Raw genomic sequence first — 26,147 nt, 5'->3', positions numbered from 1 at the left:
TGCTATCATGATCAATTATTCCAATAATGGCGTTATCCGGCTGTTTCGTCAACACCGGCCAACGGGCACTTCCTTACCCTTGCAGGCGGAGCGCCGGCACCGCTTTGAAATGTAGTATAAGATCACTTTATGAACAGAAGATGAACGAAGAATAAGGACAAACGCTAAACGCCTTTGACAATTCTGGCCGCCCTGTTCGCGACCTGGCTGTACAGCTCATCCTCATCTATCGTCAGCAGCTTTCTTGCCTGCATCAACAGCACCCCGTCAACCATTACACTGTCGACATCCGCCCCGCTTGCGCTGCACGCCAGCAGAGCCTCAACATCATGAATGGGCTGCAGATGCGGCTTCTTTAGATCAATCAGGATCAGATCCGCCCGCTTCCCGGCTTCAAGCGTCCCAACATCCCCATCGATATGCAGCAGCTTTGCGCTCTCTATCGTTGCCATGCGCAGTGCCTGACCGGCCGGCAGAAGCGTTGGATCGCCAAAATCCAGCTTTTGCAGCCAGGCAGCCGCCTTGATTTCCTCAAACATATCGAGCGTTGCCGCGCTGCCCGCGCCATCCGTACCAAGACCCACCGCAACCCCCTGTCTCTGCAGTTCGCTGACTGGAGCGATTCCGCATCCCAGCTTCAGATTGCTGACCGGATTATGAGCGACTCCTCCCTTCATTCCGCCCAGCAGACGAATATCCTTATGCGTCAAATGAACCGCATGCGCGAGCAGCACATGCAGCGAATCGAACAGCCCAAGCTGATGCAAATATTCCGTTGGTGTCCGGTCATACCTTTCGCGAATGCGTACAACCTCTTCCCGGGTCTCAGCCAAATGGATGTGAACCGGAATTCCGCGTTCCCTGGCAAAAGCGATCACCTCCTGCATCGGCTGCGGCGGGCACATATAGGGTGAATGCGGGCCGATCATCGTCGTTATGCGGCCGTCCGCCGCCCCTGACCAGCGGTCGATCAGATCCACCGCTTCCCGCATTCGCCTTCCGCCGTCATCCTGCATAAACACAAGCCCCCGGGTAAGAGAAGCCCGCATCCCCGTCTCCACAACTGCGCTTGCAATGCTGTCCATTTCGATATACATGTCGGCAAAGGCAGCCGTTCCCGAACGGATCATCTCGGCCATGGCCAGCTTTGCTCCCCAATAGATATCTTCCCGGTTCATGTTGGCCTCGGCAGGCAGCATCTTCTGATCCAGCCAGTCCATCAGCTTCAAATCATTCGAAAATCCGCGCAGCAGGCTCATTGGCGTATGCTGATGGGAGTTGACCAGGCCGGGCATCACGGCCATTCCCTTCGCTTCTATAATCCTATCCGGCTGTGAACAAGGCAGCTGTGAATTCTCCCTCCCCTGCTCTTCGGCCCTTCCCCGGCCTTCCCCGGCTTCGTCCGGATACCTGACGACCGCTGCGATCCGGTCGTCAACAATCCATATATCTCCCTGAAAGGGCAGCGCTCCAGTCTCCATCGTCAAGATCGTACCGCCTTTTATCAACGTCCGCATACATCCACTCTCCCTAACGCTTCATAGAGTAAGCCATTTCCGCATGGCCTCCACAAGTACGGTAAGCGTTGACCCGGGGTGAAGGTCAACCCCCAAAGTCCCGATTATTTGTGAACGACGACGACGCAATCCCCCTATGCGCTTGCCACGTCGCCGCGGAATGAATTAAGATGACAGGCATGCTATACGAAAACGAGCTTAACAGGAGGTTCGGTCAAAAAAAACAGCAGACAGGATTCAAATCCTGTCTGCTGTCCTTCCGTCAGTCCTGCCGTCGTTGGAGCGTCTGGACCGGCAGTTAATACCCTACCTCTACCGAAGCGATCACAACATAGATCAGATCATTCTTGTCTTCTTTATCCGGCAGCACAATTCCGCTTGAAGTCACCATTCCGCCGTCGACGATTTCAATCGTAACCTGACCGTACGGGAGCTCCGACCTGACCGCTTCCTCGTCCAGTCGTTCACGGTCGCAGGGGACGGCCAGTCTGACATGAACCTTCATCGCCTGCAAATCATTGCCCGGAAGCACGGAGCGGAGACCCGGCATGGAGTTGTGGTGGATTGCATTCTGAACGGCTCTCACTGCCGCTTTCGTAATGTTCTGTCCATGCAAGTCGGTACCCATACCCAGCTCTATGAAAAAGACGTTGTCCACGTTGATTCCTCCACCTTTGTTTTTTCTTGATTATAACAGATTGTGGAACTTCATGAACCTTGCGGCGGAGCCAAGCTTAGAACAAACGCAGCACCGGAATCCGGCGCTGCGTTTGTTCTCCTGATAAGCTGCCTGAAGTTTTATGGTGGGAACCTCATACTGTCGCCTTCAGGCGCCTATCCATTCCATGATGTCTGCCCGCGGCGCTCCCCCCACCTCTTCAGCCAGGATCTGCACCAGCTTGCCGTATTGATTTCTGGCGGCTTCCGCATCCCCGCACAGCCGGTACAGCTTCATCAGTTCGAAGTGAAGCTCTTCGGCGTGGGGAAACTTGTCCAACAGCTGGTTGTAAAGATGGATCGCTTCCGATACGCGATTCACCTGCGCCAGCAGCATCGCCACCTCCGATGTATGCCGGAACCATAAATAGCGGAGGCGCTGGCGTTCACTCTCGGCCCATAAGTAATCGTAATCCGCCAAATAGTCGCCGCGGTACAGTTCCGTAAGGGCAAGATGATGATCCAACGTATCCTTTGACAGCGCCGGTGTCCCCATTACGCCCTGCTCCCACACCTCGATATCAAGGGGAAGCCCGTTTACTTCAAGCTTGTAGCCCTTCTCATTGCTTTTCAAAACAAGCGTGACATCCAGCGCCGCGATGGTTTTGCGGATCTGATAGGCAGTTGTGTAGAGCTGGGTATAGCCTTTCTTGTAATCGACCTCCGGCCATAGAAGCTCCAGAAGCATATCCTTGCGGATCAACTGCTCCCTGTGCAGAAGCAGGAAGGAGAACAGCTCCTGCGCTTTAAAAGTGCGCCACGGAATGGACTCCTGTTTGCCGTTGTCAAGCTCCAGCGTCTGGAAGCAGCGAAGCATAGCCGGTGAGGCTGAGACGGGTGATACTGGTTGAATATCGGACGCTTCCGGCCTGCCGGCTGCCACAGCATGCGGCAATGAGAGCTGCAGCCGCTCCACAGTCCTTTTCAGCCGCTCGGCATTCACCGGTTTAAGCAGATAATCGATCGCGTTAAGCTCAAAGGCTTTGATCGCGTAATCGTCGTATGCGGTAACGAACACAACCTTCAGGTTCGGATCGCGCATTTGCAGAATCTCAGCCGCTTCAATTCCCCCCAGAGCCGGCATATCAATATCCAGGAAAGCGACGTCCGGTTTAAGGCTCTCCGCCTGATCGACCGCTTCCTGCGCGTCCCTTAACTCAGCGAGTATATGTATGCCCCCGATTTTCTCCAATTGTCTGCGTAAATAGTGGCTTGCCAGCGCTTCATCATCAACCAGTATCGCCTTCAATTGTATTCACCCCTATGCCATGTTCGAGCGTAAGACATCATATTGCAGCCGATTTCAAATTGGCTTATTCATCATTTATGAAGTGTATCAAGGATGCGAGAGGAATCTGTCGCATACACTCGATTGCTGTCAATACAGATTGTAGTTATTCGGAAAATGTAAAACAACCCCGATTTTTCAGACAAGGAAGAGCCGTGCTTCGAAAAAAAAGGCTGCTCTTTCTTTTATCGGTTTGTCGAGTGATGAATTCAATAGGGACTGGAAGAAACAATTATTTTCCTATTATATGGGTATAAAGTTGATTCGCAACCTTAGGAGATTAAAAGGTTAAGCGCTATACTTCTCGTAAAAATAAAGGGAATCCCGGTCATTCCGGAATCCCCTATCCCCTGCCTCTATGGATGAGACCGACTGTTAGTATGGCAGCTCGTTGTCTTCTGGACGAGACATATCTGCCTGCTGGCTATCGCTGCTCTTCCGCTCTTCTTGTGCACGGCCAACCAGCTCCAGCACTTCGAGCAAATCCGGCGGCTGCAGCAGTTCCACCGGCGATACGCTGCGGTCAAACTGAAACGCGTCGCCTTCAATGAGCGCAATATATCGTCCATTATATGTGGCAAAATGAATCGCACGCCCGAATTCCGACAGCGGTCCCTTGACCGAAACGCCATCCAGCTTGAAGGCCACGCTCAGGTTCGGCTGCTGCTCTACCAGCTGCTCCGCGGCCGCTGCAACCTGCTGATGGGTCCAGCTCTCCTGCAGCTCCCTCTTCTCGCTTGCCGCCCATGCCTCGAAGCGCTGCGCCTCCTGCTCCCGCTCCTCGCCGTCCTGGCCCTGCCACTTCTCATCCATATAGTCATGCACCATGGTAATCATCTGTTCGCTCATCAGCTCCGGCATCGCTTTCTCGTAGCTTACAAACCGCACAAAATCCTCGAAATACCGGGCATGCGAGGCTTGATGGATTTTCAGCTCCCAGGGCTCCAGCATTCCCTCCTCCGGCATGAAGGGATATTGAATGGACTTCATATTGCGTGCGCTGATGGCCATTTCCACATGTGAAATCAGGCTTTTCTCATCCGAGATCCGGGCTATCTTCGGTTCGAAATCGCATTTCAGGATGAACAGCAGGGGCTCGTCCGTATGCCGGTTCGGCGTTGCCTTCACAACGATCAATGCGCCTCCGCGGACGGCTGCGGCATCCATATAGAGACGGACAAGCTCATCCGCGTAGCTATGGTAATCCTGGTTGTTATCCGCTTCACGAAGCCGCTGAAACAAATTATAGTTCGGGTTGCTGTCCAAATCATATCCGGGTTCCGCTATAAATCGTCCGATTTTGGTTGGCGCGTTCTCCGTACTGGGATGGCGCTCCGCCTTGCGCTTGCATATCCGCTGAAACTCGCCGTCCAGAAAGGCTTTCAGCTCACTGTCGGCGTAATCGTGCTGGTCCATGGTTTGAAAATGCTTGAACGTCTTGGCGGCATTATCCGCTCCGTCTGCCTGAATAACAAAAAAAGATAGATGATGCACAATAAAATCCATAGGTGCGTCCTTCCCCTTTGCGGCTCATAATAGCTTGCTTGCAGCACTTGCAATTAACTGCTGTGTCGGAGCTGCAAACCCAAGCCAATAGCATAGCATAATTTTTCAGCCGTATTCCAGTGCTGTTTTCTTCCTTATGACCGCAAGTACGCTATTCTCAAAGGCTTTCGCGTCCGTGGGTATAAGAAATGCAACAGGAGCAGCCGGCGGATCACCTGCCTGTAGTGAGATGAAAAGAAGCCAGGAAACCCATAGGGGTTTGTCCTGGCTTCTCTCATTTCACTTGCGGCTCCGCGGTTTTCTAATGCTGGACATCCTCAAACGCGTTCAACCGCTCCAGCACCCGGCGTTTGCGGTACAGCATCGTTGCCGCTTCCGCCACATCCTTCAGCATGCCCCGGTTGATAAAGGCACCGAACAGGATACCTGCCACGGGAATGAGCTGAAACAGCTTCTTCCAGCCAAAATTGTCCCGGTAGGTGGCCACAACCTCCCGCCAGCCCTGAATCTGCGAAGCCATCTGATTATGGGATTCCGGCTGGCCGAAATGTCCGAGCTGCTCCAGTATCGCCTTTTTGCCGACAATGTCGGAGGAAGCAAACTGGAGGCATTTGATTACAAATACCCGTTCTTCCTTGAGCCTGGGATCGTAGCCGTAGCTGACCGCAACCTCCTGAATCGCTTTGAGCGAAATGCCCAGCAGCGCCGGAATATCGATGGCCAATGTGAAGATGCCGCCAATTCCCGTAGTCGCCCCCTGAACGGTGGCAAAGGCTGCCCTGCTCTGCGAAATTTCTTCCGCGGTCTTGTCCATAACCGCAAGCGGGCTGGACGCAGCTTCCTCCAGCGTATCCACACCAAGCTTGCGGAGCACCATATTCTCGGCGATCAGATATTTTCCGCCGGTCTGGACGAAGCTGCCGATCTCGTCAATGGCCAACCCGATTTTGTCCTGCAGAAAACGCGGGGTTAATTTGTCCAGCAGCATGAAGGGAAGCCGTCCCAGCTTTTCCCAGAACCAGAGGTCCTTCTGCGAGCTTTCCCATTTCTCGATTTCCGCAAGGACGCTTACAAGCTCCTCTTTCGTTTCAATCGTCATGAAGCATAGCAACTCCTCTGCTGTGCGGCGGCCCTTACTGATAATCAATGGTACGCACAGCCGGTAAATTCTGAATAACAAGAATCAGCTGATTGATCTGGAATGAGGGAGGCAGTATCATTTGGATATCGATCTCGATTTCGGCCGCTTCATTTTTCACCACATGAAAACCGGCAATCCGGATGCCCTGCTTCTCAATTTCCTGCAAAATGAGGTCCAGCATGCCGGTCTCGTTGTCCGCCCGGATGAAAACCTGCTCGGTTCGCGGGCTTCTCAGCCAGCTGAGCTTCAGGTGGAGCAGCTTTTGCCCGATGAAGATCAGCAGAGTGACACCGACACCCACCGTGTAGAGCCCGGCTCCAATCGTCAGTCCAATGCCCGAAGTCGCCCAAACGCCCGCAGCTGTTGTCAGTCCCTTCACCGTTTGCTTTTGCATGAAAATCATTCCGGCTCCCAGAAAACCGATCCCGCTGACGACCTGTGCGGCAATCCGCGCGGGATCAAGAGAGAGATTGTCCCAACTCAATTGATCCTGAAATCCGTATTTGGAAACGACCATCATCAGCGCAGCGCCCACAGCCACAATAAAATGGGTCCGGATGCCCGCTTCCTTCATCCGGCTTTTCCGCTCGTACCCGATAATCGCTCCACAGGCGCCTGCTATTACTACGCGAAGCAAATAATCCAGTTCCATATTCATTTCCCATCCCCCAATCATCATTAACAAAACCTGAAGCCGGCATACAGTTCATGTCCGCCAGCTTCAGGTGTTTTGTTACCGCCTTATGGGTAAAAGCCGCATCATCCTTCTGCTGCCAGCAGATTCGTAAGCGGACCGCGGTGCAGCAGCTTCAGCTTGTGAAGCGCGCGGGTGCAGGCCACGTAGAGCAGCTTTGCGTCATTGTCTCCGAAGCTTGCCGCATCCGCGTCGGCAATCAGGACGGCGTCAAACTCCAGCCCCTTGGCCAAGTATGCCGGTACAATGGTCAGACCGCCTCCGTAGGCCTCCTGCCTGCTTTGGATCAGAGAGGCCTCGATTCCTTCCGCTGCGAAATATTCGGCCAGCTCCAAGGCGGATCTGGCAGTTCGGGCAAGTACCGCAATGGTGCGGTAGCCGCCTCCATTTTGCCAATCCCGCACGGTTCGCACAGCTTCCGCGAGTCGTTCCCTGTCCGTCCCATGCTCCATCGTCTCCACGGGCTCGCCGCTGCGGAATACCGGAACGGCAGGCTTCACGCCGTCTCCCATGCTTCCGAGAATGCGGTTGGCAAAATCGATAATTTCCATCGTGGAACGGTAGCTGCGGTCCAGCTCGAAATAGCCCTGCTCCTGCTCATCGAACACATTTGTCAGCTCGGTCCAGTTTGTAATGCCCGCATACCGGTGAATTCCCTGCTGCAGATCGCCAAGGATGGTCATTGAGGAGTGCAGCTGGCACAGCTTTAGTGCCTCCAGTTGGAAGGGCGAGTAATCCTGGGCCTCATCGATCACGATATGATCGTAAACAGGCTGATCCAGACCGTACAACCGCAGTTGAATATAAACGAGCGGGGCCAGATCCTCCGGCTGCACGAGCTTTTGCTTCAGCGCTTTCATTGTTGCCGTACGCGCCTTGAGCGGAATGAGCTCAGCCGCTTCCGGGGTGCCCAGCAGATCGCCATACAGCTGCGCGGCGGTATAGGAGGAAATCTTTTTACAGTAGGCATTCAGCCTTGTATTGGCTTTACTCTTCAGCTGGCGGTCCGTGAAGCGGCGCGCCTTCCATTCCGATTCCAGCCATCGCTTGATCCGGTTAACGAGCCGTTCGCGGCGTTTCATAAACGGTTCATAGCTGTCCTCGATCAGCAGCCATTCACGAATAGCCTCGGGATGAAGCGTCAGACCATCAATTGGCTCAAAGGGGAGCTCCGGCAGGAGCGTCGACTCCAGCTGCTGCAGCCTGCTGTCCACAACCTGCTTGAACACCAGACTTCCCTTGATGCGGCCGGGAGCCTGCTCCATCTCTTCCCTTGTCCGCGGATGCTCGAACCAGTATGCCATCGTATCCGTCGATTCGTCCAGACGGACCGACTTCTCGAGCCGCTCGATCGCCCACTCGTTGTAGGTTGTCTGCAGAATATCACCGACCCCGAGCTCCGGCAGCACCCCCGAGATATAATCGAGAAACATCCGGTTGGGCGCAAAAATAACCATCCGCTCGGCCCGAATCCGATCCGCATACCGATACAGCAAATAGGCCAGCCGGTGAAGGGCAACCGTCGTCTTTCCGCTTCCCGCTACCCCCTGGATAAAGACGGTCTTGTTCTTCTCCGTCCGGATAATCCGGTCCTGCTCCTGCTGAATGGTCGAGACAATATCCCGGAGCCGGTTGTCCTTGTTCTCGCCAAGGCGGTACAAAAGGAATTCATCCGTGACCGACTCTTCCTCCTGGCCTCTTATATAGCTGTCAACGACTCGTTCCAGCACTCCGGCACGGACCATCAGATTGCGCTTAAGATGAACGGTTCCCTCTACGTCCCCTTCAGGAGACTCATAGGCTACCGGAGCTTCCCCTCCGCTGAACGCGTAGAACAGGCTCGCAATGGGAGCCCGCCAGTCCACCACCAGCAGCTCCTTGCTCGATTCGTGCGCTACGCCGGCTTTGCCGATATAGAGCGGCTTGGGGTCGCTGTGCGAATGCTCCTGGAAGTCGATCCGGCCAAAATAAGGCTCGCGCTCGGCGACCTCCAGCCGCTGCTGCCTTTGTTCGCGCTGCAATTGCAGCATTTGTTCCGTAAAATCATTGCCCGTGTAACGGGGCCCGATCGCAAGCAGCTGGCCGCGAATGTGCCGGAGCACCTCGTCGATCCGCACCGCTTCGTCTTGAAAGGCACTTTGAACAGACATGTCAGTTACCCTCCTGAAAGTTTATAGTTGTTGATCCTTGAGACCCGGCATGAGATAGAATAAGGCGGGAATAACCGGCTGACGCCATCCTCTGGGTGTGAAAAGCAGGATTCTACCCTCAAACCTGACCGGAATTTATAGAAATGAAGCGCTATAAATTCGATAAGGTCAAGAAAGCCGCATTCGCATGCGGCTTGTTCGTTCGTTCTTCTTTATGAGGTCTCCGCATCAGGCTTCCAGCCGTGGGAATCAATCGCTTATAACACGAATTAGAAATATAGCATATATAGAGCCGGCAGTCAATGATAATGAAGATATCCGGCAGTCTGATACAGCAAATAAGCACGTTTAAGCTGCAGTGCCTCTGTATTTCGGTGTTAGGTTAAGGATCCACCACGAGCTGCTTCCCCGCCTGCCCGTTCTCATCTTATGATCTGCTAGATGAGATAACGGTACACTGCTATCAGGATGGCGGCATGAATCACAACCATGACAGGCAGGCCTGCTGCAAAAGCGATATGCTTCGTTTTGTGGCGGAACATGCGCATAGCCAGCCAGCCGCCGAGTGCTCCGCCGGCTGCTCCGATTCCCAGAAGCCTCCGTTCGGGAATGCGGTGTTTGCGGCCGCTTGCGCTTGCGGAACGGGATTTGTCTACGCGCATAAGAACAAACGCAATTATATTTATAATGACCAGATAAAGCCCGAGCAGCTGCATTCTTTGAACCTCCGAATCTTTAAACGATTACAAGTATTTTCTTACATGCGCGGTTTGGTCCGGTTCGTCGGTTGGGCTTCAAGAGGGTTATCCGGCCAATAATGCTTGGGATAACGCCCCTTCAGATCCTTCTTCACCTCGAAGTAAGCCCCCTGCCAGAAGCTCGCCAGATCGCTTGTCACCTGCACCGGACGCTGGGCGGGCGACAGAAGATGGATCGTTAACGGCAGCTTGCCGCCGGCAATCCGGGGCGTCTGCTGCCAGCCGAACACCTCCTGCAGGCGGACAGCGAGTACGGGTGCTGACGGGTTGCTGTAATCGACGGGAATACGCGAGCCGCTGGGCACGGTCATATGGGTCGGAATTTCCCGGTCCAGCTCCTGGCGCTCCTGCCAGGAAAGCTGGGATTCGAGAATCGGAACCAGATTGATTCTTGCCAGATCCGATCGGCTGCGCATGCCGCCAATATAAGGGGCGAGCCACTTCGGCATCCCGGCCATCAGCGATTGGTCAGAAACATCAGGCCAGGTTCCGTTATGCGCATGCATCAGTTCAATACGGGCCTGGAGCTGTCTGGCCTGCCTCGTCCAGGGAAGGATCTCGAGCCCAAGCTCGGCTATGCCGTTCATGAGCGCCTGGGCCACCAGGGCAGGATCCGCATCGGACAGCTGGCTTTCCTTGAGCACAAGCGCGCCCAACCGCCGCTTGCGCCTGGCGCGGACAGCTTGTGCCGAACGGTCCCATGTCACTTCGGCTTCGTCAATGATCTGCTTGCCCATTATCTCCTCCAGCTCTGTCAGGGTGACCGGTGCGGCGAGCAGCATCCTGCTGTCCGTCCCGCTGTCTTCAAGCTCGGCCGCAGCCAGATAGGCCGCTCCCGACAGCGGCTGCAGCTCCCGGACGACTGCGCCGCGCCCGCTGCGCAGCAAAAAGCGGCCGTCGTTCCGGCGCTGAGCAATCCGGTCCGGATAGGCCAGCGCCAGCAGCAGCCCGCAGCTGTCTATACCGCCGGCAGCGGAATTCGCGCCTGCCGCCGGGGGAGAAATCCCCGCCGCCCGCCTCCATTCCCGGGCTTCGGAGGCAATTCGCCTCATCGCCGCATCATCCATTGCGCCTGGAGGATGGCCATGCAGCGCTTCCAGCCGCAGCCGCATATCAATGCTGCGGACAGCGCTGCGGAGCGGGTCACGATCGCTGAGCAGCGCAGCCAGCTCGCAGGCGGTGGCGCCATAGCCCAGCTTGTCCGCCTCCAGCACCATATGGGCCAGCCGCGGATGCATGCCAAGCTCGGCCATAGCCCGGCCATGCCGGGTCGGCTTGTTCCCGGCATCCAAAGCGCCAAGCTCGCGCAGCAGTTCCCTTGCCTGCGCATACGCCGCAGCCGGAGGCTGATCGAGCCAGGCGAGATCGTCCGGCTCGGCAGCGCCCCAAACCGCCAGCTCCAGCGCCAGCGGTGCCAGATCGGCTTCCAGCAGCTCCGGCTCGCTCTGCGGCCTCAGCTGCCGGTGCTCATGCTCCGTCCACAGCCGGTAGCAGACGCCCGGCGCTTCCCTCCCTGCCCGGCCCTGCCGCTGATCGGCAGACGCGGCCGAAACAGCAACCGTCTCCAGCCGCGACATGCCCGTCCGCGGCGAGAATCTCGGCACACGGCTGAGACCGCTGTCGACAACAATACGCACACCACGCACCGTCACGCTGGATTCCGCTATGGTGGTAGCCAGTACAATTTTACGCTCGCCCGGCCGGGACGCGGCAATCGCCAGATCCTGCGCCTCCGCGGACATGCTGCCGTGGAGCGACATTACACGCACATGGGCTCCAAGTGCCGCCGATGCCCCGCCAAGCAGTCCCTGGACACGGCGGATCTCGCCAGCCCCGGGCAGGAAGACAAGCACATCCCCGTCATGACTGCGGACAGCGTCGGTTACGGTCCGTGCGACAGCTTCCTCGATGCGGCCCTCCAGCCGTTTTGGAGCATAATGCGTCTCGACCGGAAAAGCGCGTCCCTCGCTGCGGACAACCGGAGCGCCGCCGAGCAATGCCGATACCCGCCCTCCTTCCAGTGTGGCGGACATGACAAGCAGCCGCAGATCCTCCCTCAAGAGCGACTGCATCTGGAGACAGAGTGCAAGTCCCAGATCGGCATGCAGATGGCGCTCATGAAACTCGTCAAATATAACGATCCCGACGCCCTCTAGCGAAGGATCCGATTGAAGCATTCGTGTCAGCACGCCCTCGGTAATGACTTCAATACGGGTCGCCGGCCCCACCTTCGTGTCCATTCTTACCCGGTAGCCGACCGTTTCGCCAGGCTGCTCGCCCAGCGAAGCTGCCATATAGCGGGCTGCCGCGCGGGCCGCCAGACGCCTGGGCTCCAGCATCAAGATACGCTGTCCTCCAAGCCATGGCGCATCCAGAAGCGCAAGCGGGACGCGCGTTGTCTTCCCGGCGCCGGGAGCGGCAATCAGCACCGCGCTGTGCCCGATCAACAGATGTTCCCTCAGCTCCGGGAGCAGGGCATCGATCGGAAGCACCTCATTGTCATGATTGGTATGCTGAAGATCCATCCATTTCATTCTCCTCTATCAAATCAGCATAGCTGCCATGCTTATGGTCAAATCAATGTTTCTATTATAGTGTTTCACAACCGGAAGAGATAATCAAACAGGGCATTCAAGCGACGTATCGCCCATTATACACTTTCTAAAAATATAATAAATAAATAGACATTGCGCATGGGCAGGCTGGCATGGTATGATATGCCTTGTCTTATTGCATGGAGCTGTGGTGTAGTGGCCCAACATGCCTGCCTGTCACGCAGGAGACCGCGGGTTCGAATCCCGTCAGCTCCGCCACTTATGAATGTTATGCTATCTAAATCAAGAGCAGGAACTGCGGTTCCTGCTCTTTTTGTGCTTCCTGCAAGACTGACAGGCTGGTCATAAAGCTAAGACGCCTCTGATCCATATTCATGGACGGTTCCAGAAGGATTGCTATTCCTTTTGCGTTGAGACAGCCTCGTACACACTTTCATAAACCATTCGTCCAACCGCGTTGCCGATTGTTGTCGCTGCTCCAGCATAGGCATGAAGTCCGTGATAACGCTCCGACTGGCTTGCGCCAATCACGATCGCGTCGGTTGTCGTGCCTGTGGCGGCAAGGCCATGAAGCGAGTCGGCTATACCGAGGTCGGCGAGCGCAGCCGCCTTGGCTTCCGTTGCGGTAATCACGGCATTCACCATTGCAGGCGGCGTCATCCGTCCGTCAATCAGCACAACCGAATTTATCGTTCCCGCCGTATAAGAAGAGAAGACAGGGCGAAGCAATCCTGCTCTTGCCGCATTGCTAGTGCCGGCGGTGGTGCAGCATACGATGGTGAATTCATCGCCACGCATCTCGGTAATGGAGGCATGCGTCAGCTTCGCGGCTGTCAGCAGACCCGCCGTGGATTGCGGCGGATATCCCCGCTCGCTCAGCATCATATGCAGATCATGTACAGGATCCGAACAGTCATAGGCGAGCGGAACCTTCCAATTGATGATCCGTTCGGTTATCGAGAAACCACCGCCGAGCACTGCGCTGCTGATCGTCTCCAGCGGCCTGGCGCAGGTAATGATAATCGCATCTTCTTCAAGCCTGATCTGGATCTCCCGCCAGCACTCCGATAAATAACTTCGTCTATCCGCACTTCGAAAAGGCTGGGTCATTTACGCTTCGCCTCCTCTGTCTGTCCCCGGCTCCTTCAGTCCCATAATGGCTGTGATCCTTGATATATCCACATGCGCCCTCACATGAACGGCAAGCCGGTTGAACGCTTCCTCGCGAAGCTCATTGACGCGTACGCCAACGGATAAAGGCTCCCGGCCTTTCGCCAAGCGCAGCAGATTCAACCAGCCTCTGCGGAAATCATCATTATGCAGCACGCCATGCAGAAAGGTTCCCCATACGCGGCCGTCCTCGGAAACGCAGCCGTCATAATCGAAGGCGGCCTCTTCACCGACGGTTCGTTCAGCAGCCGACTGACGCCTGGACAGGCGGAGCTCTTCACTCCAAGCTTGTCCACCAGCCGAATGATGCCCGGACAAGCGAGGCTCTTCACCGCAAGCTTGTTCACCAGCCGAATGATGCCCGGACAGGCGAGGCTCTTCACCGCAAGCTTGTTCACCAGCCGAATGATGCCCGGACAGGCGAGGCTCTTCACCGCAAGCTTGTTCACCAGCCGAATGACCCCTTGACAGCTGGTTCACTTTATCGCCGGCTCTTGCAGCTTCCGAATCGTACCGCGTCAGCTGGTCTTCTCCTGCCGGCTGCCGGGGCAGCCGGACCTCTCCATTGCCTGGTGCATCCAGCCCGGCTGGTGTCAGCTTAAAGGGTCTTCGTTCCGCCGGGTTAAGCCATCCTCCTGAAGATATCCTGCTTCCGGCATCCACCAGATCCCCAGCCGTACGCCAATTCACCCGGCCCGTATGGATTTCAAAGCCTTCCACGGGATAATCGCGCTCCAGGCCGGGAAGCCAGGCACTTCCCTTCACTCTCTCCGTCCGTTTCTCAGCGGCGAACGTCACGTCGAAACCAAACCAGCCGAAGCCAGGAGTCTCGCCGCGGTCGGATTCGGTATGAAGCGGGTCCAGCAGCCGTTCTCCGATCATCTCATATCCTCCGCATATTCCGACTGCATACCCGCCGCTGCGGACATGCTCCTCCAGACGCGCGGCGAGCCCGCTTTCGCGCAAATATAGCAGATCATCGACTGTGTTTTTGCTGCCGGGGATGATTACCGCGTCCGGCTCGCCCCATTGCTGCGCCGAGGAGACGAACCGAAGCTGTACATCCGGCTCGCTGCGCAGCGGATCAACGTCTGTAAAATTCGAAATATGCGGCAGACGAAGCACGGCGATATCCAGTTTGCCTTGAGCTTCTGCTGCGGGGTATGCCTGAGCTGCCGCCGCCATTCCCCTTACCGCATTATCAAGCGATAACGAATCCTCATCTTCCAGCCCGACATCCGGCAGATAAGGCACCACGCCAAGCACAGGCTTGCCGGTTTTCGCTTCCAGCCAATCCAGCCCGGGCTGCAGCAGCGAAACATCGCCGCGGAATTTGTTTACGATAAACCCGCAGACGCGTTCACGCTCGTCCTCCTCCAGAAGCTCGAGCGTGCCGACGATGGAAGCGAACATGCCGCCGCGATCAATATCCGCCACGAGAATGACAGGCGCTTCGGCCCACTTCGCAGCCTTCATATTCACAATGTCCCGATCCTTCAGATTGATTTCCGCAGGGCTTCCGGCGCCTTCCAGAACGACAACGTCATAAGACTCGCGCAGCGTGCGCAGCGACTCTTGTATAATGGGTCCGGCGCTAAAGAGAAACTTCTCCCGGTATACGGCGGCGGCATAATCCCCCAGCGGCTTGCCGTGCAGAACAACCTGCGAGACCATTTCCTTCTTGGGCTTCAGCAGAATCGGGTTCATATCCGTTGTAGCCAAAATCCCGCAGGCATCCGCTTGCATGCCCTGTGCTCTGCCAATTTCTTTGCCGTCCCAGGTCACATAGGAGTTCAAGGACATATTTTGCGATTTGAAGGGTGCCACACGGCAGCCATTCTCTTTGAAAATGCGGCACAGGGCAGCAGTAAGCAGGCTTTTGCCCACATCTGAAGCGGTTCCCTGCAGCATAATGGTTCTCGCTTGTTTCGGCAAAGCCTTGTCGTTGTCCATCTTCACCTGTCCCTTCTTTATTTGCAGACTAATCGGATCGGCGAGTATACTCCTGCTCATCCAATTTGAACCGGTCCGGGTATTTATATATCCGGTGACAGGTCTTCTCAAGCGTTCCGTTCATCCCTGTTCCAGCAAAGGCTTCAACGCCTCCAGCAGCCGGATATGATCCTCCCGGAACCGCACCGCTACCCGGCAGTAGCGCTCATCCAGACCGTCGAACAGCGAGGCATCACGGATCAGTATGCCGCGAAGTCCCAGCTGCTGCTGAAGGGACCTTGCATCAAGCGGATGCTGCCGTGGCAATGCAAATAAAATGTAATTTGCGGCTCCTTCGTACACCGCCAGACCGAGTCGCTTCAATTGCACGGCCAGCCATGGGCGCTCCTCCGCAAGCCAATCCATGGTGCTTCGCCGGTATTCCTCATCGCCAAGCACCGCTTCGCCGATTTGCTGAGCCAGCGAATTTACGCTCCAGGGCACTTGAAGCGCCTTGAGCCGGGCAATCGTTGCCGGAATTGCGACCATGTAGCCCAATCGAATACCGGGAATCGCGTAAAATTTGGTCAGCGAGCGAATGACGATCAAATTCCCATGAATGGCCGCTTCCTTCAGTAAGCTGAATGCCGCCGCCCCCGGAACAAAATCCATGAAAGCCTCGTCCATCACAACCCTCTCGCCTTCTCCCAGAAGCTCCCGGATAATCGCAGGATCTGACAGTTGGCCGGTCGGATTATTGGGTGAGCCCAGAAACCATAATGCTTCCCCGGCGCCGACTCCCTCCGCGCGCAGGGAGGCCAGCATATCGGATACCTGCTGCAGCGTCAGCCGGAACCCCTCTTCCTCCGACAGCGCGAGCTTCTTGACGGCACTTCCGCATTTTATGGCGGCATCGCCGTACTCGACGAAGCTCGGAGCAGTCACGATCGTCACCTTCGGCCGCAGCAGCCGCACCGTCAGATCGATCAGCTCCGCAGCACCGTTGCCGGCCAGAATTGCGCTCCCGCTTACCCCGTGATGATCAGCCAGTTTGTGAATGAGCCCTCTTGCTGCGGGATCGGGATAATGTCCAATCGTTCGTGCGTAATCCGCCAGAAGACTGGCAACACAGGCAGGCGGACCCTGCGGGTTCATATTGGCGCTTAAATCGGTAAAGCTCCCGGCCCCGATGCCGAACAGCTCCTGGGCGGTTAACAGGTCTCCGCCATGACCGAATCTCTCCAGCATCCAGGACTGGCCTCCTTATATGAGCAAAGATATTATTTAATGATGGATAAGTCCAGCTTTGACTGCCTCGCTGAACGCAGCAGCCGCAGCTATCGAACCAGCCAAAGCAGGGCAAAAAGCAGCATGCATTCCAATATTTCATTGAGCGCACCATAGGTATCGCCGGTCAATCCGCCTAATTTGCGGGTGAAGTACCGGGAAAGCAACGTCCCGCAAAGCAGCGCAAGCCCTCCGTGGACAACGAGAATCAGTCCGATATCCTGCCATGACCAGCCGCATGCGATGCCGATAATGATAACAAAAGTAAGCTGCATTGCAGACGCAGCCGTTACGTGCTTTTTGCGCACGGCCCGGAATAACACGGCAAGCCCTTCGCCCGGTCTGGCGAACGGCCATCCCGCCATCGAGCACACCACCCACAGCCGGCTCCAGCCGCATACCATAACCACTAGAGGCGCAGCCTCCACCCATCCGCCCTCACCCTCCAGAAGCGCCGAGAGCGTGGCAAATTTCAGCAGCAGCAGAAAAAAAGCAGCCATGACGCCCATAGCCCCAACCCGGCTGTCCTTCATAATGTCAAGCATTCGCTCCCTCGGGCGATGGCTGAGCACGCCATCCGCGCTATCCATCAGTCCGTCCAGATGAAGAGCGCCGCTGAGCGCCGTCCAGATCAGCAGGATCAATACGGCAGCTGGAAGAGCGGGAACAGCCAGCGTCAGAAGCCATCCGGCAGCAGCGGTAATGCCTCCTATCACAAGCCCGACAAGCGGATAATAGACTGTGCTTCTTGCCAGTACGGCAGGAGTGAAGGGGATTTCAACGGGAACCGGAATACGTGTCATGAATTGAAAGGCGGCCCCGACAGCCTGCAGCTGTGCTTTCAGCGAATCCCGCACCATAGCAGAACCACCCCCGCAAACCAAAATAGACTTACCAGATAAAGCAGCCGGATGGTCAGGATAATATCCCCTGCTTCGAGAGTCCGCAAGGGCCAACCAAGACGCGCCCGTTCGCTGACTTTTCCAAAATAAATATTGCGCCCGCCCAGCTCGATCCCCAGCGCTCCTGCGACAGCCGATTCGGGAATGCCGCTGTTTGGGCTTGGATGAAGGCTGGCAAATATACGGATCGCACCGAGCGCCCTGCCTGCCGACAAGCCTGGTGTCAGCCAGGCAGCCAGAGCCAGCAGCAGTCCGCATATCCGGGCCGGAATGAAATTCAGGATATCGTCCAGCCTGGCGGACGCCCAGCCCAGATGAAGATAGCGGTCATTGCGGTAGCCTACCATGGAATCCAGTGTATTGGCCGATCTGTACAGCATCGCAAGCGGAGCCGCCCCGATGAGGGCGAAGCATAAAGGAGAAACAAACGCATCCACGGTATTCTCCGCGACCGTTTCCACCGCAGCTCTGGCAGCGTCGGCTTCCGTCATCCCCTTGGTATCCCTGCTGACGATATAGCCAGCGTACTTTCTCGCCTGCTCGAGATCCCCCGACACAAGAGGACGATATACCTGCATCGCGGCGTCCTTGAGCCCCTTTACAGCAATCGTCGTGGAAATAAACCAGCAAGATACGGCATATCCGACCCAAGGGTGGATCCAGTCCGCCACAGCCGTAATCAGCCACATGATGGCGAAAGACAACAGCGTGGTGACTGCCGCAAGCAGAATCCCCCGTCCCTTCAACGTAAGCGGAGGAAGCTCCGCCCCTGTCGGATATAGCCGTTTCTCCAGGGCGCTGATGAACTTCCCGATCCAGATGACCGGATGCGTCGGCCATTTCGGATCGCCAATAATCCAATCGATGACAATCGCGGCCGCGACCAGGAGCAGGGTTTCAGGCAGCGAATAGAACAGCACCTTCAGCGCTCCTCCAATCGGAAAGCATGTGCTTTCAAATCCAGCGCAAAACCGGCCACAACAAGAAAGGCTTGATCGCATTGCGCCGCCAGCCTGCGGTTGAGGCGGCCCGCTGCGTCGCGAAACCGGCGGCCGAGCGGATAAGCCGGAACAATGCCGCTCCCCACTTCATTGGTTACCAGCAGCAGCGGGCCACTGTATGCAGCAATCGCGGACAGCAGCTTGTCAACAACGGCTTCAATGGTATCCGGCTGCATCAAACCTCCGTATTCTCCTTCATCGGCAGCGTCCGCTGCGGAAGTATTCTGTCCGGCGGCATCCAGCCGGAGCATCCAATTAGTCAGCCACAAGGTCAGACAATCCACCAGGACGGCAGGCCTCCGCCAGTCTGGCCCTCTCTCTGCGGCATCTTTCTCCAAGCGCAGCAAAACCGGGGCAAGCTCAAGCGGCTCCTCGATGGTTTGCCAGCGAAAATCGGCCGCTTCACGCGAGCGTTGATGCTGTGTTATCCGCTGCGTCATCTCGTCATCCCAGCTCTGGGAGGTGGCAATATAGATGCCGCTGTCCGCCATCTGCATGGCATAGCGCTCGGCAAAATCGCTTTTTCCGCTGCGTGCGCCGCCTGTAATCATTACCGCCATTGCTATTCTTCCTTTCTCTGTCCCATCCTCGTGAACCGGAATTACCCGCGAGAGATTCCGGCACTCTCAAAAGTCGCCATCTCTCTCATTACAGCAAGCGCAGCATCAACAAAATGAAAACCCAGCACCGCCCCGGTTCCTTCACCCAGACGCATGTCCAAGTAAATCATCGGCGAGATCCCGATGCGTCCCAGCAGCTCGCCATGACCCTGTTCGTTGGAGAGATGGGAGCCCAGCATATAGGGAAGCGCCTGCGGCGCCAGCCGGCAGGCCACCAGCGCGGCAGCCGAGGAAATATATCCGTCAATGAGGACAAGGCAGCGGCTGGCTGCTGCCCCGAGAATGACGCCGACCAGACCGGCAATCTCGAGTCCGCCGACCTTGGCCAGCACATCAAGCGGATCTGAAGGATCCGGCTTGTTGACCGCGATCGCCCGGCGAACCACTTCGACCTTATGCCTGCGGCGTTGTTCATCGATACCGGTACCCCGTCCGACCGCGGCATCCGGATCCATTCCGGCCAGCAGCGCGGATATAGCTGCGCTTGCCGTCGTATTGCCAATTCCCATCTCGCCCGTTGCAAACATCCGATACCCGTCCGCGGCCAGCTCTTTCGCCAGTTCTGCGCCTGCTGCAATCGCCTGCAGGGCCTCCGAACGGGACATGGCTGGCCCTTTTGCCATATTAGCCGTGCCCGCGCGTACCTTCCGCTTGATCAGATGCGGATGCTCAAGCTCTGACTTCACGCCGATATCGACGCAGCTGACCAGCGCTCCTGCCTGACGTGCCAGAACATTAACTGCCGCTCCGCCTGCCAGAAAATTCAAAACCATCTGTGCTGTCACCTCGGAAGGGAACGCGCTTACGCCCTCTTCGCAAACCCCATGGTCGGCCGCCATCACGACAACCGCCCGCTTCGACAAGTCCGGTGCCAGTTCGCCGGTTATTCCGGCTATTTGAGCTGCTATCGCCTCAAGCCTGCCGAGACTTCCCGGAGGCTTGGTCAGATTGCTCAGATGCTGCTCTGCAGCCTCAACCATCTCCTTGCTCACAGGATCAATGCCCTGGATGAGGATATTCAGCTTCGCTTCATTCATTTTTCGTTATCTCCCTTCCTTTATCCCTGCCTGGCAGACGCTCTGCCCGGCAGCAGTAGAAGCTGCGGTACGCCGGTCTGCGGATGCGGCAGCACAACGGACCTTGCTCCGTACACGCGCCAGATCATGTCCTCGCTCATGACAGCAGCCGGCGTCCCAAAAGCTTCGACTCGTCCTTCGCTGAGCACAAGCAGTTCCTCGCAATACTGGGCCGCCAAATTCAAATCATGCAGCACAGCCACTACCGTCATCCCGCGTTCCTGCTGCCAGCTCTTTACCGTATCCAGCATCTGCATCTGGTAGCCGATATCCAGATATGTAGTCGGCTCATCGAGCAGCAGAAGTCTTGGCTGCTGCACCATGACCTTGGCCAAAGCAACGCGCTGCCGCTCCCCGCCGCTCAGCTGATCTATCCGCCGATGCTGCAGCTCGTCAAGCCCCATCGCGGAAATAGCCTCATCGAGCAGCGGACCGGTATCTGTCTTCTCATCGCCCATCCAGTTCTGGAAGGGATACCGTCCCATGCCGATTACCTCGCGGACTGTGAAGCCAACAGCCGCAAGGCCGCCCTGCTGCAGCACCGCGAGCCATTTGGCCAAGGACTTGCGGCCGTACCGCTCCGCAGGAATACCTTCAAGAAGCAGCTTACCGGCTGTCGGCGATTCAACGCCAGCCAAGAGCTGCAGCAGAGTCGATTTGCCAACGCCGTTCGGACCGATAATCCCGTACATCCGCCCGGCTTCCAGCTTGAACGATATTCCGTTCAGGATGCTTGTCCCGTCGATTGATTTCTCAAGCCCGATCGCATCGATCATAATGCCCCTCCCCGCTGCACCTTGCGCCTGTACAACAGATAAGCGAAGAATGGCGCTCCGATCAAGGCTGTGACTACACCCAGCGATATCTCCTTCGGACTCAGCGCCGTCCGCGCCAGCGTATCGGCCCACAGCAGATAGATGCCGCCGCCAACGGCCGACAGCGGAATAATAATACGGTAATCCGGTCCGACCAGCAGCCTCAGCAGATGTGGGACAACCAGCCCCACAAACCCGACCACGCCGGAGATCGATACCGCCACAGCGGTCAGTAACGTAGAGACAATAAGTACAATGATCTTCGTCCGCTCCACGTCAATCCCCATATAAGCCGCGTGGCGCTCGCCAAAAGCAAACATATTAAGCGGCTGTGAATAGCGGATGAGTACAGGAAGACCGATGATCAGAAACGGAAAAATGAGCTGCACATGCTCCCAGCCGCGCGCACTCAGACTGCCCATCAGCCAGAACATAATTTCATTGACTACCCCTTGCGACAAGGAAACCATAAATGTGACGAAAGCGCCAAGAAAGGCCTGCACGATCACGCCCGATAAAATCAGGGTCTCCACATTCACCGCTCCGCGCGCACGCGAGAGGGCAAACACAATAATCAACGTTATGATGCCGGTGATAAAAGCAACCAGCGGTATGGACCAAATCCCGATAACCGTCTGATAGCCGAAGAGAATCAGGAAGGATGCGCCGACCGCGCAGCCCGATGCCACGCCAAGCGTGAATGGATCTGCGAGCGGGTTGCGCAGCACACCCTGGAAGCCGGCCCCGGCCAAGGATAAGCTGGCCCCGACCATCACAGCAAGCAGCACGCGGGATAGGCGGAGCTGTGTGACAATAGCAATGTCCCCCGCGTCCCATTTGCCCTCCGCGCCGCCCATCCATGGAAGCTGATGAACGAGAATGCCCCATACGTCGCGCAGCGGAAGTCCGGCTGAACCGATCGACATACTGACCACAATAGATGCGACAAGGAGGAGCATGGCTGCTCCTCCGAATACGTACAGTTTAAGTTTCATTTACTTGATCAGGTCAGGATGCAGCTTTTTGGCTACCTCCAGCAGTCCTTCCGCAAGACGGGGGCCAACCCTCACAAGAGGATCTTGGTCGACCTCGTAAATCTTCTTGTCCTTGATCGCCGCAATCGTGTTCCAGCCCGGACGGCCTTCAATTCCTGTCAGGATCGGATTTTTCTCGCCTTCCTTGACGATCATGGAAGCGTAGATGATTACATCCGGATTCGTTTTCACGACCGATTCGGGATCGATTTCATACCAGCCCTGTTGATCGGCAATATTGGTGCCGCCTGCGATCGTAAGCAGCTCGTCAAGAAATTCGCCTTTCCCTACCGTCCAGCCAGGGGAGAATTCAAGGAATACCTTAGGCTTTGGCGCATCCTTTACCGCATCTGTCACCTGCTGGCGAACGTCCTGCATATGCCCGGTTACTTCAGCTGCTTCCTTGGTCTTGTCCATAATGGAACCGATTTGCGTGATTTTAGCTATGACATCATCATACGTTTTCGGATCGCTTGCATATACAGTCAGCTTCAGTGAACGCAGCTTATCGACAATCGGCTGGTTCATTCCCGAAGAAGCAAGCACCAGGTCCGGCTTCAGGCTGACGATTTTCTCAACATTCGCTTCCATGCCGCCGATTTTCTCTTTGGCTGCAGCATCCTCCGGGTAGTTGGAGAAATCATCCACAGCCACGACCTGCTCGCCTGCTCCAATAGCATAAACGATTTCCGTTTCACTTGGTACAAGCGTCACGATTCTGGCAGGCGCCTGGTCAAAAGTAAGCTCTGTATCTGTAGCATCCTTGACGGTCAACGGATAAACGGTTGCTCCTGCGGCTGTTTCCGCATCGGCCGCTTCTTCCGTTCCGGATTGATCCGTACCGCCGTTTGCCGTGGTTTCTGTCGCCGTTGCCGGATCTTCCACGCTTGTTGCTGACCCGCCCGTGTTATTGGTATTGCTGTTTCCGCATGCTGCGGTAAGCAGCAGCATGGCTGCGAGAAGCAGCATAAGAGAATATTTCGTCCAGGATATTCGTTTTACAGTATTCATCAATTCGTCTCTCTCCTAAAAAAATATAATTTTGTACAACTCAAACTAAGAAGAAACGGCTGCCGCGGCCTTCCGGCGGTTATGCCAAGCTTCTTCACCTCAGAAATATAAGCAAAGTATGGTGGGATTTATACTTCCTTATATCAAAAAAAAGCATCGCCGACATGGAAATGTCAGAAATGCTCTAGTTCTTTCGAACAGCGGCTTGTTGACGGAACGCCTCGTCAGGCGGAGCGTTCATAATATGAACCCGTGTCAAAGCCAATCTTTAAGCACCTCCCTAAGTCCTCGTAGGTAGCGTTTATATAAAAACAGGCAGGTGGTCTGACTTGAAGCAAGCCCGAATCCAAGCGGATCATCGGGAGCTCCTTACAGTGGCGGGTCCGTGCCGGCTTCTCACCGGTCTTCCCCTATTAAGCCGAATCGCAGAGAATCTTAACAAAAAAGCGGATTGCGGCACCTGTTTTTAATCCTATTCAGTTGTGCATGTGTAAATATATCACTCTCATACGCCGCTTGTCTATATCAACGAAGCAGCAGCAGGCTGAGGTTTGCTATATTTATCTGCATACCGGATGCTAACGCCAATCTGATGTCTGAAGCTGCACGACAATGGATTAGATATTTTTCAAAGTCAAACAGGCTGCTGATCGACCCTCCTGGCTTCGCTGCTTTTTCCCAACGCCCTCTTCATCTGCCCGTTAAGCCGAAGCGCGTTTCCGACAACAGATACCGAACTAAGCGCCATCGCCGTTCCCGCCATCCATGGCTCCAGTCCGCCGAAGGCCGCAAAAGGGATGACAACCATGTTGTAAACAAAGGCAAAGCCAAGGTTCTGGCGGATATTCCTCACCGTCAAACGGCTGATGACCAATGCCTCGTGTATTCCGGTAAGTCTCGGACGCAGCAGCGTCAGATGACCCGCATCCAGCGCAGCGTTGGTCCCGCTGCCCATCGCCATGCCGACATGGGCTGCGGCCAGCGCTGGCGCATCATTCCAGCCGTCTCCCGCCATGCCTACTACCTGTCCCTTCTTCTGCAGACTGCGGACAAGCTCCGCCTTATGCTCCGGCAGCATGGACGGATGGAAATCCGCAATGCCGACAGCATGTGCGGCATGCCTGGCAGCAGGCAAATGGTCGCCTGTCGCCAATTGGACGGAGACCCCCGCGGCTTGCAGCAAACGGACTGCCTCCGGAGCCGACCGTTTCACCGGATCGGCGAAAGCAAACGCGCCAGCGCATATCCCGTCCCGCGCCGCGTAGATAATGGTTTCGCCGGCCAGCTCCCTGTGGCTGGCGAACATGGCTGTGCTCGGGCTAATTTGCCAGCCCTGCTCTGCGGCAAAAGCCGCATTGCCGATCTGGACCTGCTCTCCCTCCACAACCGCCCCAATGCCCTTGCCGGGCATAGAATGAAACGCTTCCGCCTGCGGCACGTCAATCCCGGCCCGCTCCGCTGCGGTTCTGATTGCCGCGGCAAAAGGATGCTGCGCCTGGGATTCCGCGGCGGCGGCAAGCCGCAGCAGCGCATTCCTGGAGCCGCGCAGCGGGAATATCGCGGTAATGGCAGGACGTCCTTCGGTAAGTGTGCCCGTCTTGTCAAGCACAATCGTATTGAGCTGTGCCAAACGCTCCAGAGCGCCTGCCTCTTTGAGCACAATCCCGCGCCGCGCAAGCTTGCCTGAGGCCAGAACAAGCGATATGGGTGCAGCCAGTCCCAGCGCGCAGGGGCAGGCCGCCAGCAGTACCGCGAGCGCGTGGATTCCCGCCGCCCCTGCGTCGCCCGGGCGCAGCACAAACAGCCAAAGCAGCAGAGTTGCAAGGGACAATCCCAGCATGACGGGTACGAAAATTGCGGAAAGTCGGTCCACTTTCCGGCCGATCGTCGATTTGGTCGACTGGGCCTGGCGGGTCAATGCCGCGATTCGGCTCAGCAGCGTATCGTCACCGGCAGCTGTGATTCGCACATGCAGTCCGGAGACCGCAGCCGTCGTACCGGCAAATACCTGATCGCCTGCTGTTTTCACCACAGGCATGCTTTCGCCGGTCAAAAAGGATTCATTGATCTCCGTCTCTCCGTCCAGCAATACTCCGTCAGCAGGCAATGGGATACCCGCTTCAGTCAGCAGATGTTCGCCGGTCCGGATTCGCGCAAGCGGCACTCTCTCCTGGATGCCGCCGCGCACGATAACCGCGTCCTTGGGCTGCAGCTGCGCAAATGCCTCTCCTTCCGACATCACCCTCTCGGAAGCAGCGGCTTCCAACAGCTTTCCCAGCAGAACGGCTGTGATAACAACAGCCGAAGTTTCAAAATATAGCGGTTTGCCGGTCATCATCGCATAGTAGCTGTATCCGAAGGCAGCCGTCGTCCCGATGGCTACAAGCACATCCATCGTGGCTGTCCGCTCCCGCAGCGCATAATAGGAACCAAAATAAAAAGGCATGCCGATGAAAAACTGTATGATGGAGGCAAGCGCAAACTGCAGCAGAGGCTCCTGCAGCATGACAGGCAGGGGAACCCCCTGCAGCCAGCTGTAATGATGCGCCATAGTCCAGAGCAAAGGGAGTGTGAGCAGCGCAGAAATAATAAAACGCATACGCAGAGAACCGATTTCGGATAATCCTGTCTGTTCCTCGCCGAAAGGGAACGCATGGAACCCGAGCTGGGCAATGCGCTCAATAACGGAGGATGAGCTCACCAGCCCTTCGGCGACACGGATGTTGGCTGATTTTCCGGCATAATGGACGGAGACTCCGTATACGCCATCCATCTTGCCCACAGCCTTCTCAATTCTGACCGCGCACGCGGTGCAGCTCATCCCCTCAATGCGTAGATCCAGCACTTCCTCTGCGCCATACTTTTGCATCATGCATCCCTCCTTCCCCCAGATAAAAACTTTGTCTGCCATCTGCGAAACCGTTCAAGGATTGTCCTATTCCTCACTATATGGCGGAATTCCGCTCCTCATGA

Annotated in this window: 20 protein-coding genes, 1 tRNA gene and 1 riboswitch; of the genes, 1 reads left to right on the top strand and 20 read right to left on the bottom strand. The window is 56.3% G+C overall.

Going from position 1 to position 26,147, the window contains the following annotated elements; genetic code table 11:
- Positions 1–164: 164 nt before the first annotated feature.
- From AC0YOB_RS14835 to hrpB, 9 genes are all read right to left on the bottom strand, one after another.
- Positions 165–1,517, bottom strand: coding sequence for an amidohydrolase (locus AC0YOB_RS14835; RefSeq protein WP_475793423.1), 1,353 nt, complete (start codon positions 1,515–1,517; stop codon positions 165–167).
- 298 nt (positions 1,518–1,815) lie between these two features.
- Positions 1,816–2,175: a Lin0512 family protein gene (locus AC0YOB_RS14830; RefSeq protein WP_210039685.1), complete on the bottom strand. Its 360-nt coding sequence runs from the start codon at positions 2,173–2,175 to the stop codon at positions 1,816–1,818.
- 168 nt (positions 2,176–2,343) lie between these two features.
- On the bottom strand, positions 2,344–3,483 hold the full coding sequence (locus AC0YOB_RS14825; protein WP_475793422.1) for a response regulator: 1,140 nt from the start codon (positions 3,481–3,483) through the stop codon (positions 2,344–2,346).
- 414 nt (positions 3,484–3,897) lie between these two features.
- On the bottom strand, positions 3,898–5,028 hold the full coding sequence (locus AC0YOB_RS14820; RefSeq protein WP_475793421.1) for a DUF3900 domain-containing protein: 1,131 nt from the start codon (positions 5,026–5,028) through the stop codon (positions 3,898–3,900).
- A gap of 301 nt (positions 5,029–5,329) precedes the next feature.
- Complete coding sequence (locus AC0YOB_RS14815) at positions 5,330–6,127, bottom strand: EcsC family protein (protein ID WP_475793420.1); 798 nt, start codon at positions 6,125–6,127, stop codon at positions 5,330–5,332.
- Between the two features lie 34 nt (positions 6,128–6,161).
- Positions 6,162–6,827 carry an MgtC/SapB family protein gene (locus tag AC0YOB_RS14810; protein ID WP_475793419.1) on the bottom strand — a complete coding sequence of 222 codons (666 nt, stop codon included), beginning with the start codon at positions 6,825–6,827 and terminating at the stop codon, positions 6,162–6,164.
- A 101-nt stretch (positions 6,828–6,928) separates the two neighbouring features.
- Positions 6,929–9,013, bottom strand: coding sequence for a HelD family protein (locus tag AC0YOB_RS14805; RefSeq protein ID WP_475793418.1), 2,085 nt, complete (start codon positions 9,011–9,013; stop codon positions 6,929–6,931).
- Between the two features lie 437 nt (positions 9,014–9,450).
- Positions 9,451–9,729, bottom strand: a complete 279-nt coding sequence (locus AC0YOB_RS14800; RefSeq protein ID WP_475793417.1) for a DUF1294 domain-containing protein — start codon at positions 9,727–9,729, stop codon at positions 9,451–9,453.
- 41 nt (positions 9,730–9,770) lie between these two features.
- Positions 9,771–12,296, bottom strand: a complete 2,526-nt coding sequence (gene hrpB / locus AC0YOB_RS14795; protein ID WP_475793416.1) for an ATP-dependent helicase HrpB — start codon at positions 12,294–12,296, stop codon at positions 9,771–9,773.
- Between the two features lie 211 nt (positions 12,297–12,507).
- Between hrpB and AC0YOB_RS14790 the strand changes: the two genes are divergently transcribed.
- Positions 12,508–12,584, top strand: a tRNA-Asp gene (locus AC0YOB_RS14790).
- Positions 12,585–12,722: 138 nt separating this feature from the next.
- On the opposite strand, the gene AC0YOB_RS14785 is transcribed toward AC0YOB_RS14790, so the two are convergent.
- The 11 genes from AC0YOB_RS14785 to AC0YOB_RS14735 all read right to left on the bottom strand — a co-directional run bounded on the left by AC0YOB_RS14785 (position 12,723) and on the right by AC0YOB_RS14735 (position 26,046).
- Positions 12,723–13,436, bottom strand: a complete 714-nt coding sequence (locus AC0YOB_RS14785) for an adenosylcobinamide amidohydrolase (protein WP_475793415.1) — start codon at positions 13,434–13,436, stop codon at positions 12,723–12,725.
- Entirely contained in the window at positions 13,437–15,449 is a 2,013-nt protein-coding gene (locus tag AC0YOB_RS14780; RefSeq protein WP_475793414.1) for a cobyric acid synthase, read from the bottom strand.
- A 120-nt stretch (positions 15,450–15,569) separates the two neighbouring features.
- The gene (gene cobD / locus AC0YOB_RS14775; RefSeq protein ID WP_475793413.1) at positions 15,570–16,676 is read right to left on the bottom strand and encodes a threonine-phosphate decarboxylase CobD; all 1,107 of its coding nucleotides are present in this window, start codon (positions 16,674–16,676) and stop codon (positions 15,570–15,572) included.
- Between the two features lie 89 nt (positions 16,677–16,765).
- Positions 16,766–17,575, bottom strand: coding sequence for an adenosylcobinamide-GDP ribazoletransferase (cobS, locus tag AC0YOB_RS14770; RefSeq protein WP_475793412.1), 810 nt, complete (start codon positions 17,573–17,575; stop codon positions 16,766–16,768).
- Entirely contained in the window at positions 17,557–18,537 is a 981-nt protein-coding gene (gene cbiB, locus AC0YOB_RS14765) for an adenosylcobinamide-phosphate synthase CbiB (RefSeq protein WP_475793411.1), read from the bottom strand. Before cbiB ends, cobS begins: the two co-directional genes overlap by 19 nt.
- A 2-nt stretch (positions 18,538–18,539) precedes the next feature.
- On the bottom strand, positions 18,540–19,178 hold the full coding sequence (gene cobU / locus AC0YOB_RS14760; RefSeq protein ID WP_475793410.1) for a bifunctional adenosylcobinamide kinase/adenosylcobinamide-phosphate guanylyltransferase: 639 nt from the start codon (positions 19,176–19,178) through the stop codon (positions 18,540–18,542).
- Positions 19,179–19,219: 41 nt separating this feature from the next.
- Positions 19,220–20,275 carry a nicotinate-nucleotide--dimethylbenzimidazole phosphoribosyltransferase gene (gene cobT / locus AC0YOB_RS14755; RefSeq protein WP_475793409.1) on the bottom strand — a complete coding sequence of 352 codons (1,056 nt, stop codon included), beginning with the start codon at positions 20,273–20,275 and terminating at the stop codon, positions 19,220–19,222.
- A gap of 20 nt (positions 20,276–20,295) precedes the next feature.
- Entirely contained in the window at positions 20,296–21,090 is a 795-nt protein-coding gene (locus tag AC0YOB_RS14750) for an ABC transporter ATP-binding protein (RefSeq protein WP_475793408.1), read from the bottom strand.
- Positions 21,087–22,124, bottom strand: a complete 1,038-nt coding sequence (locus AC0YOB_RS14745; protein WP_475793407.1) for a FecCD family ABC transporter permease — start codon at positions 22,122–22,124, stop codon at positions 21,087–21,089. The genes AC0YOB_RS14750 and AC0YOB_RS14745 overlap by 4 nt, the downstream gene beginning before the upstream one ends.
- Complete coding sequence (locus AC0YOB_RS14740) at positions 22,125–23,174, bottom strand: ABC transporter substrate-binding protein (RefSeq protein WP_475793406.1); 1,050 nt, start codon at positions 23,172–23,174, stop codon at positions 22,125–22,127.
- A gap of 306 nt (positions 23,175–23,480) precedes the next feature.
- A riboswitch (cobalamin riboswitch) is annotated at positions 23,481–23,643 on the bottom strand.
- A gap of 165 nt (positions 23,644–23,808) precedes the next feature.
- Positions 23,809–26,046 (bottom strand): heavy metal translocating P-type ATPase, encoded by a 2,238-nt coding sequence (locus AC0YOB_RS14735; RefSeq protein ID WP_475793405.1) that lies wholly within the window; start codon positions 26,044–26,046, stop codon positions 23,809–23,811.
- Positions 26,047–26,147 lie beyond the last annotated feature (101 nt).

It is taken from the genome of Paenibacillus sp. JT31N17 (assembly GCF_056269255.1).
This window is presented reverse-complemented; position numbering and strand designations above follow the sequence as displayed.

Coding starts and splice junctions, on each gene's coding strand:
- AC0YOB_RS14835 (WP_475793423.1), bottom strand. CDS start 1,517: ATGCGGACGTTGATAAAAGGCGGTACGATCTTGACGATGGAGACTGGA.
- AC0YOB_RS14820 (WP_475793421.1), bottom strand. CDS start 5,028: ATGGATTTTATTGTGCATCATCTATCTTTTTTTGTTATTCAGGCAGAC.
- AC0YOB_RS14815 (WP_475793420.1), bottom strand. CDS start 6,127: ATGACGATTGAAACGAAAGAGGAGCTTGTAAGCGTCCTTGCGGAAATC.
- AC0YOB_RS14810 (WP_475793419.1), bottom strand. CDS start 6,827: ATGAATATGGAACTGGATTATTTGCTTCGCGTAGTAATAGCAGGCGCC.
- AC0YOB_RS14805 (WP_475793418.1), bottom strand. CDS start 9,013: ATGTCTGTTCAAAGTGCCTTTCAAGACGAAGCGGTGCGGATCGACGAG.
- AC0YOB_RS14800 (WP_475793417.1), bottom strand. CDS start 9,729: ATGCAGCTGCTCGGGCTTTATCTGGTCATTATAAATATAATTGCGTTT.
- hrpB (WP_475793416.1), bottom strand. CDS start 12,296: ATGGATCTTCAGCATACCAATCATGACAATGAGGTGCTTCCGATCGAT.
- AC0YOB_RS14785 (WP_475793415.1), bottom strand. CDS start 13,436: ATGACCCAGCCTTTTCGAAGTGCGGATAGACGAAGTTATTTATCGGAG.
- AC0YOB_RS14780 (WP_475793414.1), bottom strand. CDS start 15,449: ATGGACAACGACAAGGCTTTGCCGAAACAAGCGAGAACCATTATGCTG.
- cobD (WP_475793413.1), bottom strand. CDS start 16,676: ATGCTGGAGAGATTCGGTCATGGCGGAGACCTGTTAACCGCCCAGGAG.
- cobS (WP_475793412.1), bottom strand. CDS start 17,575: ATGGTGCGGGATTCGCTGAAAGCACAGCTGCAGGCTGTCGGGGCCGCC.
- cobU (WP_475793410.1), bottom strand. CDS start 19,178: ATGGCGGTAATGATTACAGGCGGCGCACGCAGCGGAAAAAGCGATTTT.
- cobT (WP_475793409.1), bottom strand. CDS start 20,275: ATGAATGAAGCGAAGCTGAATATCCTCATCCAGGGCATTGATCCTGTG.
- AC0YOB_RS14750 (WP_475793408.1), bottom strand. CDS start 21,090: ATGATCGATGCGATCGGGCTTGAGAAATCAATCGACGGGACAAGCATC.
- AC0YOB_RS14745 (WP_475793407.1), bottom strand. CDS start 22,124: ATGAAACTTAAACTGTACGTATTCGGAGGAGCAGCCATGCTCCTCCTT.
- AC0YOB_RS14740 (WP_475793406.1), bottom strand. CDS start 23,174: ATGAATACTGTAAAACGAATATCCTGGACGAAATATTCTCTTATGCTG.
- AC0YOB_RS14735 (WP_475793405.1), bottom strand. CDS start 26,046: ATGATGCAAAAGTATGGCGCAGAGGAAGTGCTGGATCTACGCATTGAG.